This is a genomic window from Candidatus Nanopelagicales bacterium, from assembly GCA_030700225.1.
Taxonomy (GTDB): Bacteria; Actinomycetota; Actinomycetes; order S36-B12.
The window spans coordinates 23,900-41,569 of record JAUYJT010000030.1; the positions used below are offsets into that span (position 1 = coordinate 23,900).

Genomic DNA, 17,670 nt, shown 5'->3' on the forward strand with positions numbered 1-17,670 from the left:
CCGGTCCGCAGCAGCCAACCCGCATGGCTATCGCGCATCCTCCCCCCGGAGATCACCTCCCAGGAGGCCAATGTCAATCCTAAGTTGCCGCTGGAACGTTGCGCTCATTCCGACAGAGAGAGACTTCCAGGGCGCACTGTGGGCGTCGCAGAGGTCGCGCAAGGCGCTGTTCCACGCCCCATTCGACATCACGACCAGCTGATCAGCCATGTGCTGAATGGCTGTACTCAGTTCGAAATGCGTCGTCCCATAGTCCGGGACAGAGTCGCTCACGAAGAAGCCGACTCGCTCGCCCGCGATGACGCCTGGCAGAGCATCGTCGCTGCGCTTGACCGAGCGCGTCCACCGGGCCGCCCCCTTGGCGTCGACCAACCAACACGAGTCCGGGTCGGGATCGATCGTGATCAAGTGACCGTCGTGCCCTTCCTCAGCGTTCCGTTCGAGTGCGCGAAGCATGACCATTGTGCCCAGTCCGTGCTTCGCGCCAGACTCAATCGCGAGCTGGGGCCGCGTGGCGCGCAGGGCCAGATACCTCGCCGCGTGCCGACCAAGCGGTGGCCTTGAAAGGGCGTGCGGCTGCCAGCGTGAACGCCGATAGATCCGAGCAGCGAGCTCGGAATCACCGTCAAGCTCCGACAGCCACCCCATCATCCGCTCCTCGGGGACTCCGAACAGCTGCGAGATCGGAACGACAATGTCCCGAGGATCGGCAAGTTCGAAACTGAACGTGTCCAGCTCTGGGTGTGTTGCAACGTATCGGATGACCAAGGTCGGGTGGTCCGAGATACGGACGCCAGAGCGTCGAACGATCCGAGTCTTCTTCATCCACCGAAGCCTGTTCACGCGGCGGCCAACGTACTTGACGGCCGAGTTCACGACTGTGGATCCTTCTCCCATACGCCCGAACCGCAGTCGGCCCCCGCTGGCGCACAGATCCGATGATGAGCCCGCTCCCTCATTCGCCAATAGGCGGACAGTGGGTGCGGGAACCTCCACCAACCGTCCACGACAATGAAGGAGGCATCCGGTGTCCAGGCCAAAGTGTGGACACCCAACGGCGACGCGAGCTGTTGCCGCTCGTCGACAAGTGAAGTCGGCTCAAGCCTCCGCAACCTTGACTGCGTGGAGTCCGCGAGCCCTGGAGGGGATTCGATCAACGAGACCGCCATCCCGTAGTTGCCGGCACAGTCCTGAACCGCGCGCACATTCCGCCGAAGGTCGAGGCTGCCGCCGCTGCGAGCGTACCGGATGTCGACGTACGATCCGCTGGGCTCAAGCATCCAGTCCTGCGGGGAACCACCGCCCCGCCGCCAAACCCGCGCAACGGATTGCCCGTCGTAGCGACGGTCCGTGCCGGCGACTACCCAGCCACTTGGGCCGTCCGCCAGTTGCGGGTCGACGACGCCTGTGGGCAGATAGCGCCCCGGCATCTTGCGCCACTGGGCACCGGGATGCGTGAAAGTGAAGAGGGGCGTCGGGGACTCGCAGGTGTCTGCGGTGGCGACCCATCCGCCACCCGATCGCATAGCCTGCGGGAAGGCCAGATGGTGCTCGGTCTGGAGGACGACGATCCGCTCAGCGACTCGTCGACTTTCGATTCGAAGCGCCGCAATCTGACCCAAGCCCCTGGTCCGCTCATACTCCTCGACGAAGACCCAGGTGCGTCCATCGTCATCTATCACGGGAAAGGGATCCGCCCAGAACAGACCGATGCTGCCCGCTTCGATCCACGAGACGGGCAACGGGCCGCTTCCCCCAACGTCCTCTAGGGACGCACCATCCAAGACGCCGACGCGCCACATCCGACTGAAGCCGAACCCACGCAGGATCCTTCCGCCGCGCCGAGCCACTCCGGCCGCGCTCATGCCAGCTGAGCTAATCTTCCGTCCCTGCACACCGCCCGCAGAGATCGCGTCGGCTCGGACCCCAGCATTCCCCGCGCCGACTTCGATAGTGGCCGCGAACGCCGCCATCGCGTTGCGCATCGTCGACCTCACCGTCATGCCGACGGCGATGAACACTGGCGTCGCTGCGGCTCCGTCCGGACCAGTGACAACCAGGTCAAGTTCCGCTGGAGCCTGTCGGGCGGCACTGCGCAGACGAGTCGAACGGCCCAGCGACGAACCGTCGCTGTCAGCGATGGACCAGCATGGAATACCGAGTTGCTCGCATCTGGCTCTAAGCCCTCGCTCGGGACCGAGCAGAACGACCGCCCCCGGCCGGGCATCGATAGGCCGATCGAACACTTCGGCCATCACCACGGGTGTGTAGAACTCAGCCCGTGCTTGAAGGGTGCGCCTCAGGTAGTTGGCTGCGCAGAGGCTCAAGCGGCAAGCTGATTGTGGCAAAACAATGGCGACGGGCGTCACAGGCTGCTCCTGCCGCGCAAGAGCGAACTCCACGTCCGGTAGCTTGCTGGCATCACCCGAATCTACTCTGGAGCCTCAGGTGGATCTCTCCCGCGTGGCACAGCGGAAGTTGGCTGGCGTCCGTTGGCGGCTTTTGCGCGCGCTCTCCAACCGAGCCATCTCACGCCCGCACGACACCAGGCTAGTCCGATTCGGCAGCGACTACGGCGGCTGGTGGATACCGGACACACTGCTGCACGAAGACTCCGTCGTGTACAGCGCAGGCGTCGGCGAGGACACGACTTTCGATGAAGCCATTGTCAAGCGATTCGGATGCGTCGTTCACGCCTTCGACCCAACCCCCCGGGCCGTGCAACACGCATCAACCATCACCGACCCTCGTTTCGTCATGCATCCAGTCGGTATCTGGAAATCCGATACGACCCTCAAGCTGTTCGCCCCTGCCAACCGTTCATTCGTGTCGCATTCATACGACGACCGGGACGGGACCGGGGTTGCGATCGAAGCGCGTTGTCAGACTCTCAGCTCGATCATGGCCGAGTTAGGACACGACCACATTGACCTGCTCAAGATGGACATCGAGGGAGCGGAAGCACCTGTTATCGATGATCTGCTTGAGGATCGGCGCGTGCGCCCTCGCTGCATCGCGGTCGAGATGGAAGCGCGCGAGCCAGTCCTTGAGTCTCGTCGACGCATCTCCAGGCTGATCGGCGCGGGATACTCCCTGCTTCACGTCGAAGATCGTTGCTACGTGTTCTTGAAGACCGCCTGAGTCCGGTCACCGTGCATCCACCGATGGCGCCTCTCCGCCGACGCGGGCAGACAAGCCGCTGGTCCCCCAGGCCTACGCGTACCTGCCCCTGAACCACTCGATCGTTGACGGCAGGCCCTGCTCCAAGTCGACTTCGGGCTTCCACGCCAGAACTGCCGCCGCCTGGGTAATGTCAGGCTGCCGCTGCCGAGGATCGTCCTCTGGCAGGGGCAAATACCGAACCGACTGATCAGGGTCGATGAGAGCGGTGACGCGTTCGGCCAGTTCGCGGACGGCGATCTCGTTCGGATTCCCAAGGTTGATCGGACCGATGACGTCGTGTTCTGTGCTCATCATCCGGACCAGGCCGTCCACCAGATCGTCCACGTAGCAGAACGACCTCGTCTGAGAGCCGTCACCGTAGACGGTGAGCTGCTCCCCGCGCAGCGCCTGCATGATGAAGTTGCTCACGACCCGCCCGTCATTGGGCTGCATGCGCGGGCCGTAGGTGTTGAAGATCCGCACAACCTTGATCGGCAGGTCGTGCTGGCGCCGGTAGTCGAAGAACAGAGTCTCGGCGCAGCGTTTGCCCTCGTCGTAGCAGGACCGCACTCCTATGGGATTGACATGACCCCAATAGTCCTCGCTCTGCGGATGCACGCTCGGGTCCCCGTAGACCTCCGAAGTGGAGCTGAGCAGGATCTTGGCCCCCGTGCGTTTGGCCAGCCCCAGCATGTTGATCGATCCGTGGACTGATGTCTTCGTCGTCTGGACCGGATCGCGCTGGTAGTGGATCGGGGAAGCCGGGCACGCGAGGTGGTAGATCTCGTCCACTTCGACGTAGAGGGGGAACGTCACGTCGTGGCGCAGGACCTCGAAGCGCGGATGAGTCAGCAGATGCTCGATGTTCTGTTTGGAAGTCGAGTAGTAGTTATCCACGCAGAGCACTTCGTGACCGTCACCAAGGAGCCGCTCGCAAAGGTGGCTGCCGATGAATCCGGCACCCCCGGTGACCAGAACACGTCGTCTCATGTGACTCCTGTTTCGCTCGGTCGCCGCACGGCCAGGCAGAGCGATGGACCCCAACATACGCGCGGGAAGTGCCACTACCGACGGCGAGTTCGGGATTGGCGAGGCGTCCTGGCAGCGGCGATGAGGAATCGAGGGTTGCCCCAGAGGTAGCGACGCCACAGCCGTCGGGGCTCCGTGCCAAGCCGGTACGCCCACTCCAGCCCCGAGGCGCGCATCCATTTGGGCGCCTGCGGTTTCGCCCCAGCTATGAAGTCGAACGCCGCCCCAGTAGCTATGGCTACGACCGGGAGGGACCTTGACAACCGGGCCACTTCCCAATCCTGCTTCGGAGTGCCAAGCCCCACCCACACGATCTGTGCACCCGAATCGGCGATTCGCTTGTCCTGAGCGAACTGCTCCTCGTGGGACTGCGCTCGGAATGGTGGGCTTTCAACGCCGACAATGTCAGCGTTCGGGAACCTGAGTCTAATCACAGACGATAACCTGTCCACTGTCTCGCGAGTGCCGCCGAGCAGGTAGTGCCGCGGGCCGATAGTGGACGAGGCCGCGAGGACTGCCTCCATTACGTCAGACCCACGCACCTGCTGCCACTCGTCGGACGACCGCCTATGCAATCTCCTGCCCGCCCAAACAACAGGAACTCCATCGGAGAAGACGGCTGAGTCCCTGCCACGCAGGACCCGAGCGTATTCATCATCAGCGTCCGCGAGAGCGACCGTGTAGGCGTTCGCGAAATGAACAGCGATCCCCCGGACCTGGGGGCGCCGCCCGCCCGCCGTCAGGCGGGTGGGGGAAGGCCCGGGTTCCTGACTCGCGTCCAGAACAGCTGACACGACCTGCGACATGGGTGCCACACGGAAGGGAACGCGACCTACTTCGGCGCACGGCAGCTCCAGAAGAGGATTGGTCATCGCCGCGCCTGGTTTTCGACGTACCACTGGTAGGTCGCCGCGATGCCCTCCCGGAGTCCGACCTTCGGCTCCCATCCAAGAGACCGCAGCCGCGAGACGTCCAGAAGCTTGCGACGCACGCCGTCGGGCTTGGATGAGTCCCACTTGATGGCTCCACTGAACCCGACGACCTCAGCCACGATCGCAGCCAACTCCGCGACCGTCATGTCCGTCCCGGTCCCGACGTTGATTGTCTCGTCGGAGTCGTAGTGCCGGAGTAGATGCTCAACCGCCGAGGCGACATCGTCGGTGTGCAGGAATTCCCTCCTCGGGGAGCCGGTCCCCCAGAGCTCCACTTCAGAATCGCCCGCCGCCGCCGCGTCGTGCAACTTGCGAATCAAAGCGGGCAGCACATGCGAGGTCTGCGGATCGAAGTTGTCCCCGGGACCGTAGAGGTTCGTCGGCATAGCGGAAATCCAATGCACGCCGAACTGATGCCGATACGACTTCACGGCGATGATCCCGGAGATCTTCGCGATGGCGTAGGCATCGTTGGTGGGCTCGAGTGGACCGGTCAGCAGGGCCGACTCCGGAATCGGCTGCGGGGCCAGCTTGGGGTAGATGCAGGACGACCCGAGGAAGAGCAACCGGTCCACTCCGGCTGAGAACGCCGCTTCGAACAGGTTGGTCTGAATGCGCAGGTTGTCGTTCAGGAAGTCGACTGGTGACGACGAATTTGCAAGGATGCCGCCGACTTTCGCCGCCGCCACCACAACGACCTCCGGCCGCGCGGTCGTGACGGCGTCGAACGTGGCGTCGCGGTCTCGTAGATCGACCTCGGGCGACCGGAAGCCGATGAGGTTCGTGAATCCCTGGCCCTCAAGACGCCGCCAGACTGCCGAACCGACCAGGCCGCTGTGTCCTGCGATGTAGACGGGCAGGTCAGGCGGCAGGCGATAGGACATGGGCTCCCTCGGTACATTCGCGCGGGCGGGACACCGTATCTTCGATGCAGGCGATCACAACTATGCCCACCGCGTGGCAACATAGACTATCCCGGAGCGAGGTACCACACGATGGGGACTTCAGGTCGGCGAGCCCTGATCACCGGCATCACTGGCCAGGACGGGTCGTACCTGGCGGAACTACTCTTGGAGAAGGGCTACGAGGTACACGGGCTCATCCGTCGCGCTTCAACGTTCAACACCGCGCGGATAGATCACCTGTACACCGACCCACACGACCCGGAATCCAGACTGTTCCTCCACTACGGCGATCTGACCGACGCATCGCGCCTTGTGACGCTGTTGCGGAAACTGGAGCCGAGCGAGGTGTACCACCTGGCTGCTCAGTCTCACGTCCGGGTGTCGTTCGACGAGCCAGAATTCACCGGTGACGTCACTGGGCTCGCCACTACGCGTCTGCTGGAGGCAATTCGCGCGGCCGACGTGCCTGTGCGGTTCTACCAGGCTTCCAGCTCGGAGATGTTCGGGGCTTCGCCGCCCCCTCAGTCGGAGGACACACCGTTCTATCCACGTTCTCCGTACGGGGCCGCGAAGGTGTACTCGTACTGGATGGCCCGCAACTACCGGGAAGCGTACGGCCTGTTCGCGGTGAACGGGATCCTGTTCAACCACGAGTCTCCCCGCCGGGGGGAGACGTTCGTGACGAGGAAGATCTCGATGGCGGCGGCTCGGATCGCCGCCGGGCTGCAGGACGAACTTTGGCTGGGGAATCTGCACGCGGCGCGTGACTGGGGCTACGCCAAGGAGTACGTCGAAGCCATGTGGCGAATGCTTCAGGTTGATGATCCAGACGACTACGTGGTGGCGACGGGCACGAGCCACACCGTCAGGGACTTCGTGGAGTTTGCGTTCGAGCACGCCGGTCTCGACTGGGAGAAGCACGTCAGGTTCGACGACCGGTACCTGCGTCCCACGGAGGTCGACTACTTGGTGGGTGACGCTTCAAAGGCCGAGACAGTGCTGGGGTGGAAGCCGAAGACCATGGCGCCGGACTTAGCGAAGCTAATGGTGGACGCAGACCTGGCTGCCCTCTAGCCGGCTTCCGCAGGCGGTCGTCGACACTCAGACGAGACATACTGCGGCTCCCCGCGACAACTGCTCGCATTCACGTCTACGCAGACCTTGTAGCCTACGCAGAGCACGGCCGTGCGATCATTGTCTGCACTTTCGGAGCACGCGACGCTGCGGCACCAGGTTCAGCCGCCAGCCGACTCGCTCGGTCCGTGGAAGGGCCTGCCCGCGCTGAGGCCGTCCGGCAAGGGCCTGCCCGCGCACGAGGATTGGACCGAGCACTTGGGAACCGGGGCGCGACTACTGCTGCTGACTAACGACAGGGAGGAAGGGCTGGCGCTCGGGCCAGTCGAAGGCTTCGAGGCGCTAGCCGACAGCGGCCAGCTCGGATCAGTTAGCGCCATCAGCCATGCGGCCGGAAACTCAAGAGCCGCCACCCATGCTCGCGTCATCGCCGCTTTGAAGGACCAGTGCCCAGATGTGATCCTTGTGTGGACGGGCACGATGTACCCCGCAACGGCTCAACAGGAAGAGGAGCTTGCGCCACTGCTCTCGTCAAGAAGAGTGCTCTTCTGGGAGGGCGATGCGTGGGGCGGGAGGAAGGTGCACACACAGGCGTCGAAGTGGTGGCTTCGGAGAACGGATTTGGCCTTCTCTGTCGCTGGCGAACCACAACTGAGCATGCTCGCCTCAATGGGCGCACGGCAAGTGCAGCTCATTCCACACACCTACAGTCACATCCAGTTTGCGGCTGCCGAAGACGCACCGCCCCCGCCGCCTGACTTGTGTCGTCTCGACGCTGTGCTGATGGGTGGCAACTACGCCCGGATCCCAGGTATCACCGGACTGCCCGGTTCAGCTGCCCGCTACAGGCTGGCGGCGTGGATGCGCCTGGCTCTTGGAGACCGCTTCAGAGCCTACGGAGTAGGTTGGCCCCGGTGGCTGTCAAACGGAAGCATCCCCTACTCGAGACAGATTGACTGCCTGCGAAGCGCGAGACTCTCCGTCAACTGGGACCATTACCCATCACATGAGGGGTATGCCAGCGACAGGCTTGCGATTTCTCTGCTGTCCGGCCGACCCCAAGTCACTACACTCCATCCCAAGATGGATTGGGCCCCGGATGAGTCTCTTGGGCTCTTCCAGGAACCGAGCGTACGAGCAGTTCGGAGACGAGCGCTCGGCCTCCTCGCCGACGACCCCGAAGCGCTGCACATGAAGGCACTCGATGGGTGGAAGTGGGTGAGGAACCGCATGAGCAACAAACAAGGTGCCCAGTTCATGATGTCCATGGCGGTCGACACGGTGCCAGCGCTGCCGTTCGAACCCTGGACCAGACTACCCAAGCCTCTAGTCGCAACCTCGTCAAAGGGCTAGGCATAGATGTGCGGAGTCTGCGGAGCGACAGGTCGTGACGACGCGGCACGGGCATACGTCGCCGACGCCGCCAGCCTGCTCCGCCACCGGGGCCCGGACGGGGAGTCGTATTCAGCCGAGCCCTACGCGTTTCTCGGGCACACGCGACTTGCGATCATCGACATTGCTGGAGGAGCGCAGCCATTCGTTTCTCGAGATGGCAGGTTTTCCGTCGTCTACAACGGCGAGATCTACAACCACAAGTCACTTCGCCGCACTCTCGATCTGGAATGCACGGCGTGTGACGGCGCGGTGCTGCCCGCCCTATGGGCAAGGTTCGGCACGAGCTCCCTCGATCTGCTGCGCGGTATGTTCGCGATCTGCGTCAGCGATCGTCAGGACGGGACCCTGACACTGGCAGTCGACCCACTGGGCTTGAAGCCGCTGTACTGGTGCCGTGCAGGCGATGGGTCGCTCCGGTTCGCATCCGAGATGCTCGCTGTGGCCCGCTCCCTGCCTTCCGTGACAATCGACCGGCCCGCGCTCAGCGCCTACCTCGACACGGGCAGGTTCCCCCTCGGGTCTTCGGGAGTGAGCGAGATCCGGCGCATGCTTCCAGGCGAATGGTTGCGGTTCTCGGCCGATGGCGCACTTGTTGGGCGCGGCCAGGCGCGAATCCCAATCACTCAGGGCCCTTCGACGTGGAAGGCAGTTGTCGACGAGTTCATTCGCTCGGTCGAACTGCACCTTGAGGCAGACGTTCCCACCGGGCTCATGCTGTCCTCAGGTGTGGATTCGGCAGCGATCGCTTGGGCAGCCAGCCAGCTCGACATGCGCGTAGAAAGCTTCACCGTCGCGATGTCCGGCACGAACCCCGAGAGCGAGCTAGCTTGCCGGATAGCCCGGCGCTTCGGCCACGCGCACACCGTCCTTGCCGCCGATCCCGATCAAGCTCTTGTTGATGACTTCCTGCAATCGATCGACAGACCGACAACGGACGGACTCAACACGTTCCTGGTGTGCCGAGCCGCCGCGCGGGCCGGCCTGAAAGTGATCCTCGCGGGCACAGGGGGCGATGAACTGCTCCTCGGCTATCCTCACCACCTCCGAGCAACCAGGGTCGACTGGCCCCGCCGGCCGAGCAGTCACGTCTCTCGGGCCGCGGCGCGGACACTGGCCACACTGCCCCTTCCCCGCGGCCGGGCACGCGCCCGGCGCTACGGGGAGTATGGTGCACCCCGCAGTTGCGAAGATGTGGTCCGGCTGGCTCGGGCCGCCATCCCCCCCTCGCTTCGCACCCGCCTGCTCCAGGCGCAGCCACTGCCGGACCCAACGGGAACGCCAGTCCAAGCCCTGGTCGATGGGACTGCCGCATCTCGGGTGACTGCGGCCGAGTTTGACCAGTATCTGATGCCGATGCTGCTGGCTGATGCCGACACGTTCTCGATGGCGAACAGCGTCGAGGAGCGAACTCCCCTCGTCGACGCAGGCTTCGTTTCGGCAATCGCTGCGCTCCCGCAGCGCCAGGTCGGCAAGGGCGACTTCGTAGCTGAAACCGCTGATCCCGAGCTGATGGCGGCCCTGACCCGCCCGAAAGTCGGATTCGTCCTCCCAATGAACCAATGGATGAGATCTGGACCGCTCGCCCCATCGGTGCAGGGGGCGTTTGGGGAGCGAAGCCAAGTGCGCGGACTCCTAGATCGGCGAGCACTGGAGGCCGTGCACCGACAGTGGCTCTCGGGGCGATCTGCATGGCAATCGCCCTGGGCGATTGTGGTGCTGGATCGGTGGCTCGAGAAGATTGCCGACGTGACGGCATGGCAGTGATTTGTTCTGATCGCTAGCTAGGCGCCAGGATTACCGGACTTGTCCACCTTCGTCCAATGCTCATTGGCGGGCAGTGGATGCCAGAAGTGATCGGGCATCAGAACCTTGCCCCTATTTACCATTCCGGCTAGGTAGGAGAAACCGCTTGGGCTTCCGAGCATGACCTGCGCGCCAGCGAGCGAATCGAACGCTTCGATCGGGTCGTCGCTGACGAGCCAACTGACCGGAAGGCCGAGCAGTTCCAGGCCCCGATCGATCTCGCCATCGAACTCCTGCCCGCTGACGACGACCTCGGTTATGGGGTGCTGAGTCGATCGCCGCTCCTCTACACACCTTCCGGCCACCCTAGTGAACCACTCGCCATCCATCCACGCTTGGTCGCCGGAAGCGGTTCCCAGAAGTCCCCTGATGTCACCGCGCCTCACATGTATCGCCAAACGCCCGTTGTCCACCGCCTGTCCTGACCGCGAGGGGCTCTGCCAGAAGGCATTACGGAGGGCCTCCTCGGCCGGGCGCATGTCCCACCAATGCTGGTCATAGGCCAGGATGAAGACGGGGCGCTCGTCCCGATATCTAGTCACTATGGCGTCGAGCAGTCCGAGGCCTGCTGGGTCCTGGTCGCCGCCGATTGGTGGCAGTCGGACACGTCTGGCTCGATCTGGCGGATGCGGGCCATAGAGCGCTCTCAGGTTCAGGTAGTCGGCCCAGCGCGGGTCGATCGAGGCCGGGAGCAGGCTCAGCCCGTAGCGCTCCGCCAGGATGTAGCCAGCGATCCATGTCGACATCTGGTGGCCAGTCCCTGCATACCTGTGAGGTCTCGCGAGGAGCCATCCGCTGGGCGCTGACGAGAGGCAAGCTCGTGGCTCGGGAAGAAGAGGAGCACCTGACCGCGACGCGCTCACTCGCCACGCGCTGGGCCACAGACGCCGGAATCGCGGATCGCTGTTGGCCACTATGTTCAGACGGTGCTCCGCGTGTGAACGAGCCCTCCCCCAGATCCCCGATGGAGTGTGCTTGTCCTGCAAGTCTCCACCGCTCCTTTCTCAACCCAGCGCTCGGAACTGATCCTGTTCAGTAGATCGAAAGACAGTTCCGCTCCGGGCGGATCCTACCCGCAGGCGCTGCCTCCAATCCACGTGCCGACTGGATGCGGCCCAGCCCAACGCGAAGGGACCCCGCGAGATGACTCTGACCCGAGCCGGAGGCGGGCGAGGGAGTTCGACTACCATGGGCGATCATCGGCCAACGGAAGAGACGCCATGCAGCTTTCTGGCGGGACCTGGCTCAAGCGCACAGCGAGGATGCCCACGCTCCAGCGAGCTAGGGAGGCGGCCCTGCTGCCGCGAGAACTCGCGAGAGATCGCCGCCGAGTCGCTGCTGGGAGTCCTGTGCCTCCGGATCGGGTCAAGCACAAGATGATCGAGGCTGCAGCGCGCAGCGCCGGTTCGCGCGTCATCGTCGAAACCGGTACGTACTACGGTGACACGGCTGCCTACTTCGCTGTTCGCAGATATGACGTGCACTCGATTGAGCTCTCACCGGAGTTGACGGAACTGGCGAGACAGCGGTTCAAGTATCGGAACAACGTACAGATCCACATGGGCGACTCCGGAGAGATACTCGGGCAGGTGATCGCAGGTATCGACGTGCCGATCTGTTTCTGGCTCGACGGGCACTACAGCGGTGGCGTTACCGCCGGAGATTCGATGAGGCCGCCGATCCTGAGGGAGATCGAAGCGATTGGTCGGCATCCCGTGCGTAGCCACGTGATCGTGATCGATGACATGAACGCATTCGACGGCATCGACTACCCCGCAGTCGATGCTGTTGTCGACGCCGCACACCGCAACGGATTCAACGAGTCCAGTCTTGAATCGAATTTGCTCGTGCTTCGCAGTCTGCCGGTCGCGCAGCACCGGTAGCGGAACTGGCGAACGGTTGGGAATCATCATGAAGAAGTCTGTTGATCCGTTGACGATCACAGGATCGACACAGGCCGACAACCAGGCATGGTGGGAACGCCACCCAATGACTTATGAGGATTGGGGGAGTTCCAACGAGTTTGATGAGAATGATCCTGCCTCGTACAAACGCGTCGATGAGATCTTCTTCGAGCGCTCTCGGCACTTCGCGCATCCGGGACCTGGGCAATCCCCGTTTGGCGCTTTGATTGACCAGGAGGATGTCGAGGGGAAGAGAGTCCTGGAAATCGGTTGTGGAATGGGCAGCCACGCCGAGCTGCTTGCCCGGGGTGGGGCTCAGCTCACGGCGGTTGATCTGACTGAAACGGCTGTGCGGAGGACCAGCAAGCGACTCCGTCTCAGCGGGCTGGACGGGACGGTTCTTCAGGTCGACGCTTCCACCCTTCCCTTCCCCGATTGCAGCTTCGACGTCGTTTGGTCATGGGGTGTGATCCACCACTCGGTCGACCCGGCGGCGATTGTCACAGAGATCTACAGGGTTCTGGAACCTGGCGGAAGGGCGAAGCTCATGGTGTACCACCGGCGCAGTCTTCGCTACTTCGTTCGAGGCGGACTTCAGGAGGGGATTCTCCGGCGGCGCCTCAGGCGCGAATCCCTGCATGACATCAACATGTCGTTTACTGATGGCGCAATCGCTCACCACTACACGAGGCGTGAGGCGCGCGACATGTTCGGGAAGTTCCGCGATGTCAGGACTGCGGTGTACGACGGCGAGGAAGCTGCCTACCTGCCTGGCGTCGGCAAGCGGCTGCGTCGGATCGCACCGCGGCAGATGATGCGCGTGGATGAATGGCTGCAAAAGCGCTGCGGATGGTTCCTCTTCATAGACGCGACGAAGTGACGTGGAGGACGAACACGCCGGGGCTGATTAGGTGGCCCCGAGCGCCTGTCTAGGGAGGTCTTATGCTATCCAGCGCCAGCGAGGCTGTCTACCTAGCACTCGACTTGGGTGTGCTGGCTTCGATCGTCGTTGCGTTGCTCCTCATTGTCTCAAAGGCTCCGCGTCTGGCGCTAACGATCTTCCTAGCAGCGATGCTGCTGGAGAACAACCAGCACTTCTACTTGCTAGTGCGTTTGGAGTTCGGTCCCATCAACGTGTACCCAAGCGACGTGTTTGCGGTCGCCTTTCTCGTTGTCGGCCTGTCACGCCTCCATCACGCCCAGGTTCGGGCTTGGGCCCGGCGAATCGGACTGGCGTTGACTGCCATGGTGGGTGTGGGTGTGTTGTCGTGGGTTACCACAGTGGGCCTTGAGGCCGGGGTGAACCAGTGGCGCCCTTGGATCCTCTCCGTAGCGGTCTTCTGGTGGTCCGCGACAATGCCAGGCGGCTGGTCGTGGGCGAAGTTGCGACCAATCGTCTGGATGGGCTTCATTGCTAGCGGCCTTCAAGCTTACGGGTTGGCCACGGAGGGCCTCGGCTCTGCCACCGTGATCTACTCTCGACCGTTGTTCTCAAGTGCAGCTCTGCTGATGCTGGTGGCACTGTTCGTGCTCGCCCATACGCCGGACGTGGCGATTTCAGTCCGAACCGTTGGAGTTGTCTGGCTGGGGGCTGCCGTCCTGCTGGCACAGCACCGCTCGGTCTGGCTTGGCGCACTCGTCATGACGGCAGTCGCCGCCCTCGAGATGATTCAACACAACCGCAAGAAGCTGGAACTGGTGACCCTCGGCGCCTTCATGGCAATGTGCGCCATCCTTATCCTTGCGTACTTGGTGTCGACCCAACCCGAGCTGGGAGCCTCAGCCACCAACACTGGAAATCTCGACTGGCGGAATGACCAATGGTCGACCCTTCTGGAAATCCCACGATCAATGTTGGAGTGGCTCCTGGGAAGCACGTTTGGGCCGACAAACGTCACAGACGTGTCGAGTTTGTACTACGTGCAACGTTCTGCGCACAGTATGTACGTAGAAGCCATCACAGCAGTGGGAATCATCGGCGCTTTGCTGCTTGTCGCAATGCTCATCGTCGGCTTGACATCGCGGGGGATGAGGCTCTCGACGTGGACGACGATCGTCGCTGCCGGGTTGGGGGCCTTTGGATTCGTCTATCAGTGGCCAGGCTGGTCATGGCTGATTTTCGGGATCGCCGCTTCCACTGCGCGACCGCAGGCGGCAACATCGGCGCCTGGGCCTGGCGATCAGATCCATCGGACTCCGAGCCGCGTGACTTCACGGACCAACGGTTCCTAGCTGTCCAGTTCGTCGACCATCGTCCGCAGTTTCGGGACATCGAGCCAGATGTCGTTGTTGTCCGACCGGTAGGAGAAGCCTTCAGCTACTGGCTCGCCGGCGGCGGACCGGAACCCCCACTCCGCCAGCGCAGGCGTCACGACATACCGGTCCTTGAGGAAGACCGTTCTCCGGGCATCGTCTGTTGAGATCATCTCCTCATGAAGTTTCTCGCCTGGGCGGATTCCGATCTCGTAGACGTCCGATTCGGGCGCGATGGCAGCGGCTAGATCAACGACACGCATGCTGGGAATGCGCGGCACGTAGAGCTCACCCCCCTCCATCGCATCGAAGGAGTCCACCACGAACTGAACCGCTTGGGGAAGGGTAATCCAGAACCGCGTCATCCGAGAATCAGTTACCGGGATCTTCTCTCCGCGCGCCGCGAGGTCGCGGAAGAAGGGGATCACCGATCCGCGGCTTCCGACGACGTTGCCGTAGCGGACGACCGAGAACCGCGTGCCATATGCGTATCCGTAGTTGTTCGCGGCGACGAGGAGCTTGTCGGACGTGAGCTTGGTAGCGCCGTACAGGTTCACCGGGGACGAGGCCTTGTCCGTCGAGAGGGCGACGACCTTAGCGACTCCGGCGTCGATCGCCGCCTCAACTACGTTCTGCGAGCCGAGAACGTTCGTGCGCACGTACTCGAACGGGTTGTACTCAGCAGTGTCAACTTGCTTCAAGGCCGCAGCGTGCACAACGTAGTCAACGCCGTGCAAGGCGCGTGTCAATCGATCGCGGTCCCGAATGTCGCCGATGAAGAAGCGCAGGCGTTCATCGCCGTCGAACTGAGCTCGCATCTCGTACTGCTTGAGTTCGTCACGCGAAAAGATTGCGAGTCGCTCAGGCTCCAGATTGTCCAGCGCGTATCGAGTGAAGGCTCTTCCGAACGATCCAGAACCGCCAGTAATCAGAATACGAGCACCGATCAGACCACTCATGCTCTCCCCTTGTGTTCGGTCCGGGATCACCGTCAAGACATCACGATGCTAGTTGCTGAGTCCAGGCGCAGCTCCGCAGGGACCTCAGAGCCCGAGCAGCTCTGCCTGGCGGTCGAAGCGCGGCACGGCGCGGCGCACCTCTTTGAAAGTGCCGCGAGCCAGAACCCGGCCGTGCTCCAGGTAGATGACTTCGTCGGCATGCCTGATGGTCGCCAGACGGTGAGCGACTGTAACTAGGGTCACCTCCCCCTCGAGGGATTCGAAGGTCTCCGCGATTGCCTGCTCGGTCTCGGCGTCGAGTGCGCTCGTCGCCTCGTCGAGGACCAGCAGTCGAGGCCCCGTATACAGAGCACGGGCGATTCCGAGTCGCTGCCGCTGACCGCCGCTCAGGCGTACACCATGCTCACCTATCCGAGTGTCCAGCCCCTCTCGGGATGATCGAAGGAACTCCGCGATGTGAGCGCTGTCCAAAGCTCGCCAAACGCGCTCATCATCGATTGCCGCACGTGGAAGACCGAGCGCCACGTTGTCCCGCACCGTGCCGTTGGAAAGCGCGACCTCCTGTGGTACGTAGCCAATGCCGCCGGGCCACTTCACCACCGCCTGCTCGGGCGCGAGCCCGCCGATCGTGACAGAGCCACTTTCAGGGCGCAGCACCCCGAGAATGACATCCGCCAATGTCGACTTGCCCGACCCCGTCGCGCCGACCAGCGCCAGCGATGAGCCTGCGTCGACCGTGATACTCACGCTGTGCAGCGCTGCCGCCCCTGCTCCGGGGTAGTTCAGCGTCACTTCCGAGACTTCCAAGTTCGGCACAAGGTCGCGGCTCTCCCGCTGGATCTGCTCTCGGATGGCCTGCGGCTCCGGCGAATGCACTTCCGGCTGGGTCGCCCACTCTAGTGAGGCCGCCAGCGCGTAGGTTGTCTCGGCTGACCCTGACGCAGCCCGAATGCCAGTCGTCGATGCCTGCAGACGCATGATCGACGGCATCACCCGAGTACCCGCCGCCAGGAACAACGCTAGGGTTCCGACAGCCGTCATGGCGTCCTGCATCAGGAACTGCGTCACTGCCAGAGCAGTGGCCCCAAACACGAGCGCGGCCTCAAGCACGTACTTCGGAAGCTGCACGATGAACTGCCCATCGGAATTGCCACGGGCCGACTCCTGCCGGAGTTCGCGGAATCTGTCGCTGTAGAAGCTCCGTCGATTAGAGACCGACACTTCGCGGTACGAATTGATGGCCTCCTGAACGGTCGCTGTGGAGGCGATGTCGGCTGCGGCGACCATTCGTCCGACGCGAGCCGCCCACGTTCCGAGTAGACGCTGCAGGAGAATCGCGACTAGCGCGAAATATCCAATCGCGGCCAAGGCGACCAACGGACTCACGATGAGAAGGGCACCACCAAGCAGTATCAGCAGAGTCGCTTCGGTTATCACGATTACGCTGTTACCCAGAATCCCGCTGATGGCAGCGATCACGCCAGCGCTCAGCGCATAGGCGATCTCCTGGCTCGGTCGCGCCTGGACCTCCAGTATCGGGCGAGCCAGCAACGTGGCGCCCAATCGAGCCGACACTGCGGCGCAGCGGCTAGCCAGGAATCGAAGAACTCGGCGGATGATGAGGATCGAGACTCCGCTCTTCAGGAGCAGCAGCGCGGCAGCTGTCAAGCCAGCTATCGCCGTCAGGGTGTCGGTGCTGGCATCGACCAGCCCAAGGGAGTTCGCGACATTCTCAACGTAAGAGGGCGGAGGCGATCCCTGAACGCTCGATGCCGCCAGAATCCCGACGAGACCGAAGAGCAGCACTCCCAGTAGATCGAGAATCGACGTTGCCATCTGAAGGCCCGCAGCCACTGCCAGTAGCCGTCGATCCCTGTGCGAGAGCAGTCGCAGGGAAGAGCGGATTGCCTCCCAGACGGTCACGATGAACCGCTCCGAGCAACCCGAGGCGACACTTTCTCTCCCACTCTCGAACTCAGTGAACCTGTTCGCCAGGTTATGCTCATTGCCGGTGGGCACTGCTGCCGGGCCTGATCAGCCTATCGTGCAAGGTACGCAACAAGACCTCAGCCAACACGGGCACCCCAGAGCCCCCGATTTGTCAGGGAGATGCGGCTTTGTGGCACAGTCGAGACCGCTTCGCACCCTCCGCACGTGCCATTCCGCTGGCGGAAGCGTCTTTGGAGCATGCGTGACTACGCGTAGAGGGCAGTCCGCGCGAAGAACCTCTGAGCGCGACCGAAGCCCCTTCCGA

The 17,670-nt window shown here is 63.1% G+C and carries 15 protein-coding genes; 7 read left to right on the plus strand and 8 right to left on the minus strand.

Translation table 11 applies throughout. From position 1 onward, the window contains the following. Positions 1–27: 27 nt before the first annotated feature. Together Q8P38_04280 and Q8P38_04285 are read right to left on the minus strand one after the other, a co-directional pair. Positions 28–876: a class I SAM-dependent methyltransferase gene (locus Q8P38_04280; GenBank protein ID MDP4013819.1), complete on the minus strand. Its 849-nt coding sequence runs from the start codon at positions 874–876 to the stop codon at positions 28–30. Further along, on the minus strand, positions 873–2,327 hold the full coding sequence (locus tag Q8P38_04285) for a hypothetical protein (GenBank protein MDP4013820.1): 1,455 nt from the start codon (positions 2,325–2,327) through the stop codon (positions 873–875). The genes Q8P38_04280 and Q8P38_04285 overlap by 4 nt, the downstream gene beginning before the upstream one ends. A gap of 121 nt (positions 2,328–2,448) precedes the next feature. On the opposite strand from Q8P38_04285, the gene Q8P38_04290 reads away from it, so the two are divergent. After that, positions 2,449–3,141, plus strand: coding sequence for an FkbM family methyltransferase (locus Q8P38_04290; protein MDP4013821.1), 693 nt, complete (start codon positions 2,449–2,451; stop codon positions 3,139–3,141). A gap of 72 nt (positions 3,142–3,213) precedes the next feature. On the opposite strand, the gene Q8P38_04295 is transcribed toward Q8P38_04290, so the two are convergent. From Q8P38_04295 to Q8P38_04305, 3 genes are all read right to left on the minus strand, one after another. Then, positions 3,214–4,152, minus strand: a complete 939-nt coding sequence (locus Q8P38_04295) for an SDR family oxidoreductase (protein ID MDP4013822.1) — start codon at positions 4,150–4,152, stop codon at positions 3,214–3,216. Positions 4,153–4,226: 74 nt separating this feature from the next. Continuing rightward, positions 4,227–5,063: a WecB/TagA/CpsF family glycosyltransferase gene (locus tag Q8P38_04300; GenBank protein MDP4013823.1), complete on the minus strand. Its 837-nt coding sequence runs from the start codon at positions 5,061–5,063 to the stop codon at positions 4,227–4,229. Continuing rightward, on the minus strand, positions 5,060–6,007 hold the full coding sequence (locus Q8P38_04305; protein ID MDP4013824.1) for a GDP-L-fucose synthase: 948 nt from the start codon (positions 6,005–6,007) through the stop codon (positions 5,060–5,062). Before Q8P38_04305 ends, Q8P38_04300 begins: the two co-directional genes overlap by 4 nt. A gap of 111 nt (positions 6,008–6,118) precedes the next feature. Between Q8P38_04305 and gmd the strand changes: the two genes are divergently transcribed. The 3 genes from gmd (at position 6,119) to Q8P38_04320 (ending at position 10,261) form a co-directional block, all read left to right on the plus strand. Next, positions 6,119–7,102, plus strand: a complete 984-nt coding sequence (gene gmd, locus Q8P38_04310) for a GDP-mannose 4,6-dehydratase (protein ID MDP4013825.1) — start codon at positions 6,119–6,121, stop codon at positions 7,100–7,102. A gap of 111 nt (positions 7,103–7,213) precedes the next feature. Continuing rightward, positions 7,214–8,455: a hypothetical protein gene (locus tag Q8P38_04315; GenBank protein MDP4013826.1), complete on the plus strand. Its 1,242-nt coding sequence runs from the start codon at positions 7,214–7,216 to the stop codon at positions 8,453–8,455. Between the two features lie 6 nt (positions 8,456–8,461). Further along, positions 8,462–10,261: an asparagine synthetase B gene (locus tag Q8P38_04320; GenBank protein MDP4013827.1), complete on the plus strand. Its 1,800-nt coding sequence runs from the start codon at positions 8,462–8,464 to the stop codon at positions 10,259–10,261. A 17-nt stretch (positions 10,262–10,278) separates the two neighbouring features. On the opposite strand, the gene Q8P38_04325 is transcribed toward Q8P38_04320, so the two are convergent. Beyond that, the gene (locus Q8P38_04325) at positions 10,279–11,046 is read right to left on the minus strand and encodes a hypothetical protein (protein ID MDP4013828.1); all 768 of its coding nucleotides are present in this window, start codon (positions 11,044–11,046) and stop codon (positions 10,279–10,281) included. Between the two features lie 474 nt (positions 11,047–11,520). On the opposite strand from Q8P38_04325, the gene Q8P38_04330 reads away from it, so the two are divergent. From Q8P38_04330 to Q8P38_04340, 3 genes are all read left to right on the plus strand, one after another. Next, the gene (locus Q8P38_04330; protein MDP4013829.1) at positions 11,521–12,183 is read left to right on the plus strand and encodes a hypothetical protein; all 663 of its coding nucleotides are present in this window, start codon (positions 11,521–11,523) and stop codon (positions 12,181–12,183) included. Positions 12,184–12,211: 28 nt separating this feature from the next. Continuing rightward, positions 12,212–13,084, plus strand: coding sequence for a class I SAM-dependent methyltransferase (locus tag Q8P38_04335; GenBank protein MDP4013830.1), 873 nt, complete (start codon positions 12,212–12,214; stop codon positions 13,082–13,084). A 62-nt stretch (positions 13,085–13,146) separates the two neighbouring features. Continuing rightward, entirely contained in the window at positions 13,147–14,436 is a 1,290-nt protein-coding gene (locus tag Q8P38_04340) for an O-antigen ligase family protein (GenBank protein ID MDP4013831.1), read from the plus strand. Here the strand turns inward: Q8P38_04340 and pseB are convergent. Together pseB and Q8P38_04350 are read right to left on the minus strand one after the other, a co-directional pair. Next, positions 14,433–15,416, minus strand: coding sequence for a UDP-N-acetylglucosamine 4,6-dehydratase (inverting) (pseB, locus tag Q8P38_04345; GenBank protein MDP4013832.1), 984 nt, complete (start codon positions 15,414–15,416; stop codon positions 14,433–14,435). The two genes, Q8P38_04340 and pseB, sit on opposite strands and share 4 nt — an antisense overlap. A gap of 84 nt (positions 15,417–15,500) precedes the next feature. Then, positions 15,501–17,339 carry an ABC transporter ATP-binding protein gene (locus Q8P38_04350; GenBank protein ID MDP4013833.1) on the minus strand — a complete coding sequence of 613 codons (1,839 nt, stop codon included), beginning with the start codon at positions 17,337–17,339 and terminating at the stop codon, positions 15,501–15,503. Positions 17,340–17,670 lie beyond the last annotated feature (331 nt).

Excerpts from the sequence above, each read along its gene's own strand:
- Q8P38_04295 (MDP4013822.1), bottom strand. The coding sequence starts at position 4,152 with ATGAGACGACGTGTTCTGGTCACCGGGGGTGCCGGATTCATCGGCAGC.
- Q8P38_04300 (MDP4013823.1), bottom strand. The coding sequence starts at position 5,063 with ATGACCAATCCTCTTCTGGAGCTGCCGTGCGCCGAAGTAGGTCGCGTT.
- Q8P38_04305 (MDP4013824.1), bottom strand. The coding sequence starts at position 6,007 with ATGTCCTATCGCCTGCCGCCTGACCTGCCCGTCTACATCGCAGGACAC.
- gmd (MDP4013825.1), top strand. The coding sequence starts at position 6,119 with ATGGGGACTTCAGGTCGGCGAGCCCTGATCACCGGCATCACTGGCCAG.
- Q8P38_04320 (MDP4013827.1), top strand. The coding sequence starts at position 8,462 with ATGTGCGGAGTCTGCGGAGCGACAGGTCGTGACGACGCGGCACGGGCA.
- Q8P38_04325 (MDP4013828.1), bottom strand. The coding sequence starts at position 11,046 with ATGTCGACATGGATCGCTGGCTACATCCTGGCGGAGCGCTACGGGCTG.
- Q8P38_04330 (MDP4013829.1), top strand. The coding sequence starts at position 11,521 with ATGCAGCTTTCTGGCGGGACCTGGCTCAAGCGCACAGCGAGGATGCCC.
- Q8P38_04335 (MDP4013830.1), top strand. The coding sequence starts at position 12,212 with ATGAAGAAGTCTGTTGATCCGTTGACGATCACAGGATCGACACAGGCC.
- Q8P38_04340 (MDP4013831.1), top strand. The coding sequence starts at position 13,147 with ATGCTATCCAGCGCCAGCGAGGCTGTCTACCTAGCACTCGACTTGGGT.
- pseB (MDP4013832.1), bottom strand. The coding sequence starts at position 15,416 with ATGAGTGGTCTGATCGGTGCTCGTATTCTGATTACTGGCGGTTCTGGA.